Origin of the sequence: Pseudoxanthomonas sp. CCNWLY206-1 (assembly GCF_039710385.1) — a bacterium.
Taxonomy (GTDB): Bacteria; Pseudomonadota; Gammaproteobacteria; order Xanthomonadales; family Xanthomonadaceae; genus Pseudoxanthomonas_A.
The window spans coordinates 1-13705 of the sequence record NZ_JBDKXI010000001.1; the positions used below are offsets into that span (position 1 = coordinate 1).

12 protein-coding genes are annotated in these 13705 nt (G+C 61.9%); 10 read left to right on the top strand and 2 right to left on the bottom strand.

The window, feature by feature from the left end; translation table 11 throughout:
* Positions 1–209: 209 nt before the first annotated feature.
* The 8 genes from rlmD to AADW18_RS00040 all read left to right on the top strand — a co-directional run bounded on the left by rlmD (position 210) and on the right by AADW18_RS00040 (position 8234).
* Entirely contained in the window at positions 210–1589 is a 1380-nt protein-coding gene (gene rlmD, locus AADW18_RS00005; RefSeq protein ID WP_346842721.1) for a 23S rRNA (uracil(1939)-C(5))-methyltransferase RlmD, read from the top strand.
* A 161-nt stretch (positions 1590–1750) separates the two neighbouring features.
* Positions 1751–2275, top strand: coding sequence for a CYTH domain-containing protein (locus tag AADW18_RS00010; RefSeq protein ID WP_337341299.1), 525 nt, complete (start codon positions 1751–1753; stop codon positions 2273–2275).
* 9 nt (positions 2276–2284) lie between these two features.
* Positions 2285–3292, top strand: a complete 1008-nt coding sequence (gene nagZ / locus AADW18_RS00015; RefSeq protein ID WP_337341300.1) for a beta-N-acetylhexosaminidase — start codon at positions 2285–2287, stop codon at positions 3290–3292.
* Positions 3292–3861 (top strand): hypoxanthine-guanine phosphoribosyltransferase, encoded by a 570-nt coding sequence (locus tag AADW18_RS00020; RefSeq protein WP_337341301.1) that lies wholly within the window; start codon positions 3292–3294, stop codon positions 3859–3861. Before nagZ ends, AADW18_RS00020 begins: the two co-directional genes overlap by 1 nt.
* Before the next feature lies 1 nt (position 3862).
* Positions 3863–4627 (top strand): S-methyl-5'-thioinosine phosphorylase, encoded by a 765-nt coding sequence (locus AADW18_RS00025; protein WP_337341302.1) that lies wholly within the window; start codon positions 3863–3865, stop codon positions 4625–4627.
* 88 nt (positions 4628–4715) lie between these two features.
* A complete protein-coding gene (locus AADW18_RS00030) occupies positions 4716–4922 on the top strand; it encodes a cold-shock protein (protein WP_337341303.1) in 207 nt (68 codons plus the stop codon).
* A gap of 203 nt (positions 4923–5125) precedes the next feature.
* Complete coding sequence (locus AADW18_RS00035; RefSeq protein ID WP_337341304.1) at positions 5126–6379, top strand: NAD(P)/FAD-dependent oxidoreductase; 1254 nt, start codon at positions 5126–5128, stop codon at positions 6377–6379.
* A 217-nt stretch (positions 6380–6596) separates the two neighbouring features.
* Complete coding sequence (locus tag AADW18_RS00040; protein WP_337341305.1) at positions 6597–8234, top strand: acyl-CoA dehydrogenase family protein; 1638 nt, start codon at positions 6597–6599, stop codon at positions 8232–8234.
* 397 nt (positions 8235–8631) lie between these two features.
* Here the strand turns inward: AADW18_RS00040 and fabR are convergent, their stop codons facing one another.
* Positions 8632–9297 carry an HTH-type transcriptional repressor FabR gene (gene fabR / locus AADW18_RS00045; RefSeq protein ID WP_337341306.1) on the bottom strand — a complete coding sequence of 222 codons (666 nt, stop codon included), beginning with the start codon at positions 9295–9297 and terminating at the stop codon, positions 8632–8634.
* A gap of 100 nt (positions 9298–9397) precedes the next feature.
* Between fabR and AADW18_RS00050 the strand changes: the two genes are divergently transcribed.
* Together AADW18_RS00050 and AADW18_RS00055 are read left to right on the top strand one after the other, a co-directional pair.
* Positions 9398–10501: an FAD-binding oxidoreductase gene (locus AADW18_RS00050; protein WP_337341307.1), complete on the top strand. Its 1104-nt coding sequence runs from the start codon at positions 9398–9400 to the stop codon at positions 10499–10501.
* 29 nt (positions 10502–10530) lie between these two features.
* Positions 10531–11673 (top strand): acyl-CoA desaturase, encoded by a 1143-nt coding sequence (locus AADW18_RS00055; RefSeq protein ID WP_337341308.1) that lies wholly within the window; start codon positions 10531–10533, stop codon positions 11671–11673.
* Positions 11674–11892: 219 nt separating this feature from the next.
* Here AADW18_RS00055 and AADW18_RS00060 read toward each other — a convergent pair whose 3' ends face one another.
* Positions 11893–13695: an ABC transporter transmembrane domain-containing protein gene (locus AADW18_RS00060; protein ID WP_337341309.1), complete on the bottom strand. Its 1803-nt coding sequence runs from the start codon at positions 13693–13695 to the stop codon at positions 11893–11895.
* Positions 13696–13705: the final 10 nt, after the last annotated feature.

The following is a 13705-nucleotide window of genomic DNA, read 5'->3' on the forward strand; positions in this document are numbered from 1 at the left end:
GTCATGCGCGCACTACTTTCCAGTCAGATCGCCAATAAGCGGTTGATCTCAGTATGAAAAACGTGGGGATACCTCAGCCTCAGTCCCCCTTTTTAAAAGGGGGAGGCAAAAGCGGAAGCGCTTCCCTGTTCCACATTCCAAATTCCACATTCCCGGCTTCACCCCCATGCGACAATACGCGCCCGCAGTCAGCACGCAACCTTCGCCACGTGGCACGTTCCCGTTCTCCCCGTATCGACAAAACCCCGTTTGAAGCCGACATCCTCGACCTGAGCCACGACGGCCGCGGGGTAGCCCGCCGGGCAGGCAAATCCCCAGAAGAAAGCGGAAAAGCCGTGTTCATCACCGGCGCCTTGCCAGGCGAGCGGGTGATGGCCGAGCAAACCGCGAAGAATCGCCATTTCGACGAAGCCCGTACCATTGAAGTGCTGCAGGCTTCGCCGCATCGGGTTGAGCCGCGCTGCATCCATTTTGGAACGTGTGGCGGCTGCGTGCTGCAGCATATGGACGAGTCGCAGCAGATCATCGCCAAGCAGCGCGTATTACTGGAGAACCTGGAACGCATCGGCCACGTGACGCCGCGAGCGGTGCTGGCACCGCTGACCGATGCCAGTTGGGGCTATCGGCGCATTAAAGGCCGGTTCTCGGTGCGACGGGTCAACAAGAAAGACAAGACGCTGGTCGGTTTTCGCGAACAAGATCCGCGCTTTGTCGCCGATCTGTCCGAGTGTCATACCGTCATCCCCCAGCTCGGCAGCAAGATCGGCGCGCTGGCGCAGCTTGTCGAAAGTTTGCACGCCCGGGCGGATATTCCGCAGATCGAATTCATCGCCGGCGACAGCTCACCCGAATACAGCGGCATTGCCCTGATCTTTCGCCATCTGCAGCCGCTGAGCGAACATGATCTTGTCGCATTGACTGACTTCGGCAAGGCCCATGATTTCGCCGTCTTCCTGCAGCCGGGTGGTTTGGAGAGCGTGCATGCGTTGTGGCCGCAAGACCCAAAGCTGGTGTTCGCGCTGCCGCAATGGAATATCGAACTCGCCTTCCGGCCGCTCGACTTCATCCAGGTCAACGCGGGCCTCAATCAGAAGATGATCGCGCGTACGTTCGAGTTGCTGGATCCGCAACCACAAGACCGCGTTCTGGATCTCTTCTGCGGTCTTGGCAATTTCACCTTGCCGATGGCGCGGTTGGTCGGTGAAGTCGTGGGCGTGGAAGGTGAAGCAGGCCTGGTGGCGCGTGCGCGCGAAAACGCCGCGCGTAACGGTCTGACCAATGCCCAGTTCCACGCAGCTGATCTGACCCAGGATCAGCGCGGCACATCGTGGATGCGGCCAAGTCCTTCGAAAGCCGGATTCAACAAGCTATTGCTGGATCCGCCGCGTTCCGGCGCCATCGATGTATTGCAGCAGCTGCCGTTGAAACAATTCGAACGTATCGTCTACGTCAGCTGCCACCCAGGCTCACTGGCGCGCGATGCGGGCTACCTGGTAAACGAACACGGCTATACCCTGAAATCCGCCGGCGTGATGGACATGTTCCCGCACACCGCGCATGTGGAGTCGATCGCGTTGTTTGAGAGGTAGCCGGGAATGGGGAACCGGGAATAGGGAATCGGAAAAGCGAAATCCCCTCAGCCGAGCTTTCAGTTTTTCATCGATGTTCCGTAGCATCCAGATCAATATCCTCGCGGCGTAGCGCTCTTCCCATTCCCTATTCCCGTTTCCCCATTCCCGGCCTTCCAACCATGCCCCTAGAAATCGAACGCAAATTCCTGGTCATCGGCGACGGCTGGCGCGAAGCCGCGCATGAGGTCGTGCCGATGGCGCAGGGCTACATCAACGATGTGGCGGCCATGGACAACGGCGACCAGAAGGCCTCGGTGCGTGTGCGCATCCAGGGTAGTGAGGCATTCCTCAACCTGAAGTCGCGAGAGTCGGGCCATACCCGCCAGGAATTCGACTATCCCATCCCTGTAGCCGATGCGCGCGAGCTGCTGGCGCTATGCGTCGGCGGGGTGATCGACAAGCGCCGCCATTACGTCCGTCATGAAGGCCATCTCTGGGAGGTCGACGAGTTTCTGGGCGATAACACCGGCCTGATCGTCGCCGAAATCGAACTGGGCGACGCCGATGAAAGCTTCGTGAAACCGGCCTGGATTGGTAAGCAAGTCACCGACAGCCTGCGCTATTACAATCTGGCACTGGCGTCGCGCTCGTACTCCGCTTGGACGGACGATGAACGCGCCGCCACCGATATCCTCTCCAAGTAGGCCCCATACATGCTCGTCATCGGCATCTCCGGTACCGAACTCACCCCGCAGGAACGCGACTGGCTGCAGCACGATGCGGTCGCCGGCGTCATCCTGTTTGGCCGCAACTTCGCTTCGCGCAGTCAGGTCACGGAATTGTCCGCCGCGATCCGCGCCGCCGTACCGCGTCCCCAGCTGATCTGCGTGGACCAGGAGGGCGGCCGCGTGCAACGCTTCCGCGACGGCTACAGCGCGCTTCCTTCGCTGGAAGGTTTCGGAAAGCTGTATGCAACAGATCCCCAGGCCGCATTGAAGCAAGCCCAGGAACATGCCTGGCTGATGGCCAGCGAAGTGAAAGCCAGTGGCGTGGACCTGAGTTTTGCCCCGGTCGTGGACCTGGCGCGTGGCAACCGCGCTATTGGCGACCGTGCATTCGATGCCGATCCGCAGGTGGTGGCCGAGTTCACCCGCGCCTACGTGCGTGGCATGCACAGCGTCGGCATGGCGGCCACGTTGAAACATTTTCCCGGTCACGGCACGGTGCTGGAAGATACGCATTTCGACGATGCGGTGGACCCGAGGACGCTGGATGTATTGCGCAACGAGGACCTGGTGCCGTTCGTGGCCGGTATCGACGCCGGCGCCGACGCCGTGATGATGGCGCACGTGAAGTACCCGGCCGTCGCCCCTGAGCCCGCAGGTTATTCGCCGCGCTGGATCCAGGAGATCCTGCGACAGGAAATGGGTTTCCGTGGCGTGGTCTTCTCCGATGACATCGGCATGGCCGCGGCGCTTTCCGCCGGTGGGGTGAAGGCGCGCATCGACGATCACCTGGATGCCGGCTGCGATGTGGTGCTGGTGTGCGCGCCCAAGCTGGTTGAGGAGTCATTGAAGGCGGTGGAAGGCCGTACTTTCAATACGGCCGCGCTGCTTGGACTGATAGGTCGTGGCGCGCTAGGGTGGGATGGCTTGCTGGCGGATCAGCGCTATGGTGAAACGCAGTCGCGCCTGACCAGCAACACACGAGGAATTGCCTGATGACTACGCTGGGTTCTCGCCGTCCATCGCTGGCGGATGCACTGGCCAATTCCGAGTTGGTCGTGGAGCGGGCGGCATTGGAAGCCGCGATCGCCGCGATGGCCGAACCGATCGCACGCGACTATGCAGGCGAAGTGCCCGTCTATCTGACCATCATGCACGGTGCGCTGCCTTTCTCAGGCCTGCTGGCTTTGGAGCTGGGTGAGCACGGGCTCGACCTGGAATTCGATTACTTGCATGCCACCCGCTACCGCGGCGAAACCAGTGGCGGCGAACTGGTGTGGAAGCATCGTCCAGCCACCGCCCTTTACGGTCGCCGCGTTCTGCTGGTGGATGACATCCTGGACGAAGGACACACCTTGTTGGCGGTACGCGAATGGTGCCTGGAACAAGGTGCTACGGACGTGCGGATCGCAGCGATGACGGTCAAGCAGCACGATCGCTGCGTGCCGGGAATCTGCGCCGACTATGTGGGCCTGAGCGTGCCGGACCGTTATGTCTTCGGATTCGGCATGGACTACCACGAACAAGGTCGCAATCTCCCCGGCATCTACGCGCTGAAGGATTGATATGAGCCATCGGATCGCATTGGCCGTCATCGGCGGCACCGGCGTGTACAAGCTGGCGAACCTGGAAGATGTGGAAACGCGGCAGGTCGATACGCGCTTTGGCAAACCCTCCGGCCCCGTCCGCATCGGCCACCTGTTGGGGCAACGCATCGCCTTCATGGCTCGGCATGGCGAAGGACATTCGGTACCGCCGCATCAAGTGAACTACCGCGCCAACCTGGCCGCGCTGAAAGAAGTCGGCGCCACTCGCGTGCTGGCACTCAACACCGTGGGCGGCATCACCGAGCGGTTCGGTCCGCGAGTCCTGGCGTGCCCGGATCAGTTGATCGACTACACCTGGGGCCGCGTTTCGACGATATGGGATGCCGCATCGGATGGAAGCGGGCATAACGAAGTCCTGCATGTCGATTTCGGTGATCCCTACACATCATTGCTCCGCCACAAGGTCATTGCCGCCGCACACGTCACCGGCGTCAAGCTGGTGGAGAGCGGTTGCTACGGTGCCACCCAAGGTCCGCGGCTGGAAACCAAAGCCGAGATCGCACGGATGCGTCGCGATGGTTGCGATCTTGTGGGCATGACCGGTATGCCGGAAGCGGGCTTGGCGCGCGAACTCGGACTGGACTACGCCTGCCTGGCGATCGTCGCCAACTGGGCGGCCGGTTGCGGTACCGGCGAAGAGATCACCCTGGCCGAGGTGCTGTCGAATGTGGAAGCGGCATCGGCCGGGTTGCCGGAGCTGATCGGCGAACTTGCACGCGGGTGATTGTCAACTCGCTCCGAGGTTTGCATACTCGGGCCGTGACGACGAGTCACACAAACCACCCGCATCCAGAAAAGGAAATGCAATCGCTATGCCGTACGGTACCGTCAAATGGTTTAACGATGCCAAGGGCTTCGGATTCATCGCGCCAGAAGATGGCAGCGCCGACGTCTTCGTGCACCACACTGCTATTACAGCCAAAGGCTTTCGCAGCCTGCAGGAAGGCCAGCGCGTCAGCTATGAGGTAAGCCAAGGCCCCAAAGGCGCCCAAGCGGGCAATGTCACACCGGCTGCTTGATTACCGAATTTTTGTTTCTTCAAACCCCGCCATGGCGGGGTTTTTTTATGCCGAGGCTCCTCTTCGGCATTGTGCGTTGCCGCATAAATGGTCGCGCAACCGGGCTCAGCAGCAGGTAAATGCATTTACTTAAATTGGTATCCGCATGGTTATTAACCCGGTGCGGTGTTCGCAGGTAAACGCGTGAAGGAAATGACGACGGTATGCAGCCATTACTCGACATCGCCATCATCGGCTACGGCACGGCGGGCCAGGCTGCCGCGATCCTGCTGTCGCGCGACGGACACCGGGTGAAAGTTTTCGAACGCGCGCAGGAACTGGGACCGGTAGGCGCCGGCTTCCTGTTGCAGCCAACCGGTCTGCAAGTGCTGTGGGAACTGGGGTTGTTGGAACAGGCATTGACACACGGGCGGGTGGTGCAGCGCTTGTATGGCGAGACGCCATGCGGACGCGCCGTGATGGACATGCGTTACACGCAGCTGGGTGCGGACATGTTCGGGTTGGGAATGCAGCGCGGTGCGTTGTTTACGCTGTTGGCACAGGCCTGGACCGGTGTGGAGCACGTACATCGCGGCACCCGCATCGTTGGCATCGACGACGATACGCGTCGCATCCAGGATGGCGAAGGCGGGTGGCACGGCCCCTTCGATCTGGTGATCGCCGCCGATGGCGCCGGCTCTTCGTTGCGCACGCACACGCACGGCATCAGACAAAATGCGCCGTATCCCTGGGGAGCGCTGTGGTGCCTGGTGCCACAGGGCGACTGGCAGTGGCCCGAAGAGCTTCGCCAGCGCTATGTAGCCGCCCGCAAGATGATCGGCTTGTTACCGGTGGGAACACGCCCCGGCGATGACACACCCAGGCTCAGTTTTTTCTGGAGCCTGCCCGTTGCCGATTTCGACCGCTGGCAGCGAGATGGTGTGCAACCGTGGCTGGATGAGATCGCAAGCCTATGGCCGCAGGCGCACCAACGCCTGGAAAGCATTGTCGACACGGCTTGCCTGGCACGTGCCAGTTACCGCGACGCAACCATGCGTCGCTGGCATCGTGATCGGCTGGTGTTGATCGGCGATGCCGCGCACGCCATGAGTCCGCAACTGGGGCAGGGCGTCAACATGGCATTGATGGATGCGCTGGCACTGCGCGATGCCTTGCGCGCACAAACGCGGATCGATGCCGCGCTGGCGCAGTACCAACGACAACGGCAATCGCACGTATCCATCTATCAGTTCTGGAGCCGCTGGCTGACCCCGCTATTTCAGTCCGAGCTCGACATCATTGCGAAGGTACGCGACGTCAGCTTCCTGCCGTTGGGTCGTCTGCCGGGCGGGCGTGGCCACATGCTGCGTGTACTCAGCGGCACACAGCATGGATTCTTCGGCAGCCTGAAACTGAAACCGGAATTCTTGAAAGCGCTGGGCGCTTTCAATACTTCCGTAGCGACTTCTGACCGATAGGAGCGTCGTCTCGGCGCAAGCTCTTGCCATCCGATCACGATAAAAGCAAAAGCTCGCGCCGAGACGGCGTCCCTGCGGGGTTGCTCGTCGATGCGGATCCAGGCGGAACCCACATTTTTTTATCTGCTTTCATCTGCGTTAATCCGTGTCAAAAGCTTTGGCTTGCAGCGCCGTCTCCAAGAATGCGCGACAATCAATCCATGCGTTGGAGGATGCGATGAATCCATTACCGCCATTCGAAACCCACGCGGTGGAAAATCAACCACCGCCGTTCGAACCCCGTGATCTCTGGGCCGACGATGCCGTCTTGCGCGAAGGGGTGACTCGCGAAGGTGCGAGCGCTTTTGCGGAATCGTTGCAACACTACGCAACGCTGGCCGGCGATGAGCTGTATCGCATCGGCTTCGATGCCAACCGCGACAAGCCGCGCTTGAAAACACACGACCGATATGGCCATCGCATCGACACGGTTGAATTCCATCCGGCTTACCACCGCCTGATGCACGCAGCGAAAGAACACGGTGTCGCTGGATTGTCGTGGCACCAGGAAGAACCTGGCAGCCAGGTCGCACGTGCGGCATTGAGCTATCTGCATCATCAGGTTGAATCCGGCACCAGCTGCCCTTTGACGATGACCCATGCGGCGGTGCCGGTACTGCGGCGCGAAACGGCCCTGCGCGAGTGGGCCGACAAGGCTGCCGCTCCGGTGTACGACCCGCGCGATATCCCTATTGCGGAGAAGGCCGGCGTTACCTTGGGAATGGGCATGACCGAGAAGCAGGGTGGTTCGGACGTGCGCAGCAATACCACGGTGGCCACGCCACTGGCGCGCGAGGGCGAATATGCGTTGACCGGTCACAAGTGGTTCTTCTCCGCGCCTATGTCCGACGGCTTCCTGGTACTGGCGCAGGCTCCCGGTGGACTCACCTGTTTCCTGTTGCCACGTCGCCTGGTCAATGGCGACAAGAACGCGTTCCGCATCATGCGGCTGAAGGACAAGTTGGGCGATTGGTCGAACGCGTCCAGCGAAGTCGAATTCTGCGGCGCTTGGGCGCGCCGCATCGGCGATGAAGGACGTGGAGTGGCAACCATCATCGAAATGGTCATGTACACGCGGCTGGATTGCATGCTGGGCTCGGCGGCGGAGATGCGCATGGCGTTGGCGCAAGCTGTGCACCACGCACGCCATCGCCGTAGTTTCGGTAAGCCGCTGGTGGATCATCCGTTGATGGCAAATGTATTGGCCGACTTATCGCTGGAGTCGGAAGCCGCGCTGGCTTTTTCGTTGCGAGTGGCGCGTGCCGTGGAGGCTTCCGCCAGCAATGCCCGCGAAGCCGCCTTCGCCCGCATCGCCACTGCAGTCGGCAAGTATTGGATATGCAAACGCACACCGACCTTCGTCAATGAAGCGCAGGAGTGCCTGGGTGGCGCCGGTTACGTGGAAGAGTCCATGTTGCCGAGGCTGTATCGGCAGGCGCCGCTCAATTCGATCTGGGAAGGCAGCGGCAACATCCAGTGCCTGGATGTCCTGCGCGCACTGTCTCGCGAACCAGAAACCGGTGCGGCCGTGTTGGCGGAGCTGGAGGCAGCGCTTGGCCGCGATGCCGTATTCGATGGTTGGCTGGAGCGGCTGCAGGCAGCGCTAACGCCTGGCAATATCGCCGAATCGAATGCGCGCCTGCTGACGGAGCAGTTGGCTCTCGGTTTACAAGCGGCGGTCTTGCTGACATCGCAAAGCCCGGCCGCGGAACTCTTCATCCGCAGCCGCCTGGGCGGCGAACATGGGCTGGCATTCGGCACGTTGCCGACAAGCGGTGATATCAGCGCCCTGATCACGCGGGCGTTGCCGGTGTAGCCCGATATTCCGCGTATCGGCTGTTGCAGGAGCGCCGTCCTCGGCGCGCGCTCTTCGCTTTTATCGCGATCTACGAAAAGAGCTCGCGGCGGGACGCCGCTCCGCGCCCCGGTAGCCCCTCGGCCCGCGCGATCAAGAACGCGCCGCAGCGCGTCCAGATGGCGGGCTGCGGGCATTAATAGTTGTTGCGGCTGATGGAAGAGCTCGCGGCGGGACGCCGCTCCGCGCCCCGGTAGCCCCTTGGCCCGCGCGATCAAGAACGCGCCGCAGCGCGTCCAAGTCGCGGACAGCGGGCTTCAATAGCTGTCCGCTTCTGTTGCGGTCTGATGGAAGAGCTCGCGGCGGGACGCCGCTCCTACAAAAACATACGCGCCGCCTCGCAACGGCGAGAGCGCCGCTACGCTTGCGCCGCAGTACCTTGCATCGCAATCGTCCGTGAGCCCGTGATGATCATCCGCACCATGTCCGACAGCTGATCGATCAATTCGGCATCTTTCTCAGTGGGCAGATCCATCGCCGTGGCGCCCACGGCGAAGACCAGGCGAGTGATCGCTTTGGACACCAGCGCTGGTTGATGCAGTTTGGCGTTGTCGCGTTCTGCCAGGCGAACCAGGTCGACGTGCAGTTCTTCTTCGAAGAAATTCAGTTCCCGATCCACGGCCTGCTTGAACGCATCCGAGCCCACCGTGCCTTCGCGCAGCAGCACGTGCAGCAACTTGTCGTCGGCGCGCAGCTGTTCAATGAAGGCCTCGAGCGAACCACGCACGATGCTGCGATCATTGCTGGCGGCACGGTGGCGCGCCTCGCCGATGATTTTGCGCAACGAGCGTCCGGCCAGGTCGATCAACGCTACCGCTAGTTCGTCCATGTCGCGGAACTGCCGGTAGAAGCTGTTCGGTGCTATTCCCGCTTCCCGGGCCACTTCGCGCAGGCTGAGCGTGGAAACGCTGCGGTGCGGGCCAACCAACTTCAAGGCTGCCGCCAACAGGTCTTCCCGCGAGATCGACGCTTTGCGGCCAGGGCCATGATCTTCATGAAGATTGGAAAATGGGGGTGACGTCACGGGATTAGCTGAACCGAAGGGCGGGGATGACGGCATCATAGCCGCAGAATTAATATACACGTGTATACACAAATGTATTCACATGGGTATAGTAGGCCCCATGAATGCTCAAGTTCTCCCCGACCGTCGTGGAACCAGCCCGTTCAGGCGGTTGCTCCGTCCGCTGATCAAGCCGGACGTTTTCGATTTCTGGGCCTCCCGCTTCAGCCGCAGTTGGACCTGGGAGCGCCCGCTGGCCAAGCTGGTCGCGCGCGAACCAGCATCGCGCGACGCCGTGACGCTGCTGTTGAAGCCGAACGCCCATTGGGCAGGTTTCCAGCCCGGCCAGCATCTGAACCTGGGCGTGGATGTCGACGGCGCTCGCCTGACCCGTAGCTACAGCCTGACAGAGCCGATGCGGGCGGATGGGCTGCTAGCCATTACCGTCAAGGCCATCGAGGGCGGACGCGTCAGCGAACACCTATGCCGTAGCGCGAAGCTGGGCGACATTTTCGAACTGGGGCCGGCTTTCGGCGAAATGACGCTGCCCTCGCGTCCGCAAGGCGCCTGGTTGTTCCTGGCCGGTGGCAGCGGCATCACCCCACTGATGGCGCTGATCCGTCAGCTGGCCGGGCAGGGCATGCCGGTCGATCTGACCCTGGTGTATTGGGCGCGGCAGCGTGATGAGTTCTGTTTCCTCGATGAACTGCGCGCGCTTGCCGTAGCGCAGCCGCGCTTCCGCTTGCGGTTGATGTTGACCCGCGAACCTGCGCAACGAACCGATGAAGGCGAAGGCCGCATCGATGCCGAATTGATTTCCGCATTGGGTCTGCGTGTCGCCGATCAGCAAGTGCTGGCTTGCGGTCCCGGTGGCTTTGTCGAAACTGCGCGCGCGTTGCTCGGCGAGCATGCGAAATCATTCCAGGCCGAAGCGTTCACGCCGCCGCCGATCGCTGTCGACGAGGTAGGCGACGTCGAAGTGCATCTGCGCCGCAGCGGTCGCCGCTTGCGCCTGCCACGCGGTCAATCGCTGCTGACCGCCTTGGAAGCCGAAGGCCTGAAGCCTGCCTCCGGCTGCCGCATGGGCATCTGCAACACCTGCGCCTGCGGAAAATTCTCCGGCAGCGCACGCCAACTGCATACCGGCGAGCTGATGCATGAAGCCACGTCGGCGTTGAAGCTTTGTATCCACAGCGCCGCCACCGACCTTGAACTCGATCTCTGATGTCCCGCGCCCAGGCAACTCGTCCCCAAATGAACGCACCCCGCAATCGTCCCCTCAGCGCCGCCGAACTTGACCGCTTCGGCGAAGAACTCGACGCGCTGCGTGCGCGTACCGTCGCTACGCTGGGCGTCCGCGACGCTCGTTACATCCGCAATATCGTCAAGGCAGTGCGCTATACCGGACTCGCCGGCCGCATTCTGCTGTTCGCGGGCGCGGTCTTGGGCGGCCTGGCGCTACCGGGCGCGGCGTTCGCTCCTTTCTTCCTGCCGGTGTGCGTCTTGGGCACGTTGCTGTTGGGACTGTCGAAGATCATGGAGAACATGGAGTTGGGCCACAACGTCATCCACGGCCAGTACGACTGGATGGGCGACGCCCATCTCAATGGCCAGACCTACGAATGGGACATCGTGGCGACCAGCGAAAACTGGCGCAAGACCCACAATTTCCGACACCACACCTACACCAACGTGCGTGGCATGGATGACGACATCGGCTACGGCTTGTTGCGCGTCTTCCCGGAGCAGCGTTGGAAGCCGTTCTATTTGGCGCAACCGGTCATCGCGGTGTTCTTCGCGCTGCTGTTCCAGTGGGGCGTGGCTATTCAGGACCTCAAGCTCGGGCGTTGGTGGCACGGCAAGATGAGCGGCGCGCAGCTGCGGCGGAATTTTCGCCCGGTGGGCAGGAAAATGGCGCGCCAACTGATCAAGGACTATCTGGTGTTCCCGTTGATGGCCGGCCCGTTCTTCCTGCCGATATTGCTGGGCAACATGGTGGCCAACGGCATGCGCAATGTGTGGACCTTCGTCATCATCTTCTGCGGCCACTTCACCTTGGATGCGGAAACCTTTCCCAAGGAAAGCATCAAGAATGAATCGCGTGGCCATTGGTATCTGCGCCAGTTGCGCGGCTCTTCCAACATTGGCGGCGGTGCGATCATCGATGTGCTATCGGGCAATCTGAGCCATCAGATCGAACACCACTTCTATCCGGATATCCCTGCCAACCGCTATGCGGAATTAGCGCCGGAAGTGCGCGATATCTGTGCCCGCTACGGTCAGCACTACAACACCGGCTCGCTGCCCAAGCAGTTCGGCGAAGTCATCTGGCGGATAGTGCGTCATGCCTTCCCCAGCCGCCCGCGTGCTGCCGTGCCGTTGATGCAGGCGGGTTGATCGGCGAATCGTAGGTGCAGGAATCATAGGTAGGAGCGCCGTCCCGGCGCGCGCTTTTGCTTTTATCCGCGCCCCGATAGCCACATCCGCACGCGCGATCAAGAACGCGTCGCAGCGCGTCCAGTTTGGTAAACGACGAGCTTCACGCTCTTCGCTTCTATCGCGATCTGATGGAAGAGCTCGCGGCGGGACGCCGCTTCTACAACAGCAATCCGCCTCTCAATCCAAAAACTGCAATCGCGCCAGTTCCGCATACAAGCCGTCCTGTGCCAGCAGTTCTTCGTGGGTACCCTGGGCGACGATACGCCCGCGATCCATCACGACGATGCGGTCCGCCTTCAATACGGTGGCCAGCCGGTGGGCGATGACCAACGTGGTGCGTCCTTCCATCAGCCGTTCCAATGCATGCTGCACGGCGCGTTCGCTTTGTGCATCCAGTGCACTGGTGGCCTCGTCCAACAGCAGAATCGGCGCATTCTTCAACAGCGCACGGGCGATGGCGATGCGTTGCTGTTGGCCGCCGGACAGGCGTGCGCCGCGTTCGCCGAGCTGGCTATCGAAGCCTTCCGGCAACTCGCGTATGAAGTCATCGGCTTCGGCGGCTTCGGCGGCGGCATTCAACTCCGCCTCGGTCGCATCAAGCTTGCCGTAGCGAATATTGTCGGCCGCGCTGGCGGCGAAGATGGTCGGTTGCTGAGGTACCAACGCAATTTGTTCGCGCAGGTCAGCCGGGTCCAGTTCACGCAGGTCGATACCATCGACACGGATCGCGCCGGCCTGTGCATCGTGGAAGCGCAGCAGCATCGAAAACACGGTGCTCTTGCCGGCGCCGGACGGCCCCACCAGCGCTACCGTCTCACCGGGATGCACGGCCAGATCGAAGCCGTCCAGCGCCGGCAGGTCGGGCCGGGACGGGTAGTGGAAGACCACGTTGTCGAAACGAATCTCGCCACGTACGGCGGGCAATGATTTTGGTTGCGAGGGAACGGCGATGTCGGAAGATTCCTGCAGCAGTTCCGCGATGCGGCCCATGCCGCCCGCCGCACGTTGCAGTTCGTTCCAGACTTCCGCCAACGCACCCACCGAGCCGCCGCCGATCAGCGCGTACAGCACGAATTGCGCCAGCGTACCCGCGGTCATTGTGCCTTCGACCACATCGTGTGCGCCCGACCACAACACCAGCACGATCGCGCCGAAGATGAGGGTGATGGCCGCAGCGGTCACCCAGGCTTGCGCGCGGATGCGTTTGCGGGCGGTTTCCACGGCAACCGCGACCGCGGCACTGAAACGGCCGCTTTCGTAGGGCTCGCGCGCATGTGCCTGCACCGTGCGGACCGCGCCCAAGGTCTCGCTGGCCAAAGTGTTCGCATCGGCGACTCGGTCCTGGCTGGCACGCGAGGCTTTTTCCAACCGCCGCGCACCCAGCACAATCGGCAACACCGCCAATGGAATGCCGATCACCGCAAAAGCCGCCAGCCGCGGACTGGTGACGAACAGCATCGCCATGCTGCCGATGACGGTGACGCTACTGCGCAAGGCGACCGACATGCTGGTGGCCACGACATTCCGCAGCAGTTCGGTATCGGCGGACAGGCGCGAGACCAGTTCGCCGCTGCGGCTGCGGTCGTGGAATTCGGCGCCCAAACCGATCAGGTGTCCATACAACTGCTGCCGCAGGTCGGCGACGACCTTTTCGCCCAGCAAGGAAACGAAGTAGAAACGCGCGGCGCTCGCCAGTGCCAGCACCACCGCCGCAAGGAACAACAGCACGAACGATTGATTGATTCCCGCGCCGCCATCGCTGAAGCCATGGTCGATCATTTGCTTGAACGCCGCCGGCAAGCTCAGGGTGGCCGCCGATGCAACGGCCAATGCGCTCAGCCACGCCGCGAACAATCCCGTGTGCATACGGATGAACGGCCACAGAGCGCGAAGGCTGCCGAGCTTGGGCTTGGGTTTGGGCGCGCTGGATTTGGACTCGGTAGTAGCAGTCGCTCTTGCGTCGGTGGCAGGGGAGGTCATCGGTTATCCG

Excerpts from the sequence above, each read along its gene's own strand:
- AADW18_RS00035 (WP_337341304.1), top strand. The coding sequence starts at position 5,126 with ATGCAGCCATTACTCGACATCGCCATCATCGGCTACGGCACGGCGGGC.
- AADW18_RS00010 (WP_337341299.1), top strand. The coding sequence starts at position 1,751 with ATGCCCCTAGAAATCGAACGCAAATTCCTGGTCATCGGCGACGGCTGG.
- nagZ (WP_337341300.1), top strand. The coding sequence starts at position 2,285 with ATGCTCGTCATCGGCATCTCCGGTACCGAACTCACCCCGCAGGAACGC.
- AADW18_RS00060 (WP_337341309.1), bottom strand. The coding sequence starts at position 13,695 with ATGACCTCCCCTGCCACCGACGCAAGAGCGACTGCTACTACCGAGTCC.
- AADW18_RS00040 (WP_337341305.1), top strand. The coding sequence starts at position 6,597 with ATGAATCCATTACCGCCATTCGAAACCCACGCGGTGGAAAATCAACCA.
- AADW18_RS00055 (WP_337341308.1), top strand. The coding sequence starts at position 10,531 with ATGAACGCACCCCGCAATCGTCCCCTCAGCGCCGCCGAACTTGACCGC.
- AADW18_RS00050 (WP_337341307.1), top strand. The coding sequence starts at position 9,398 with ATGAATGCTCAAGTTCTCCCCGACCGTCGTGGAACCAGCCCGTTCAGG.
- AADW18_RS00020 (WP_337341301.1), top strand. The coding sequence starts at position 3,292 with ATGACTACGCTGGGTTCTCGCCGTCCATCGCTGGCGGATGCACTGGCC.
- AADW18_RS00025 (WP_337341302.1), top strand. The coding sequence starts at position 3,863 with ATGAGCCATCGGATCGCATTGGCCGTCATCGGCGGCACCGGCGTGTAC.
- AADW18_RS00030 (WP_337341303.1), top strand. The coding sequence starts at position 4,716 with ATGCCGTACGGTACCGTCAAATGGTTTAACGATGCCAAGGGCTTCGGA.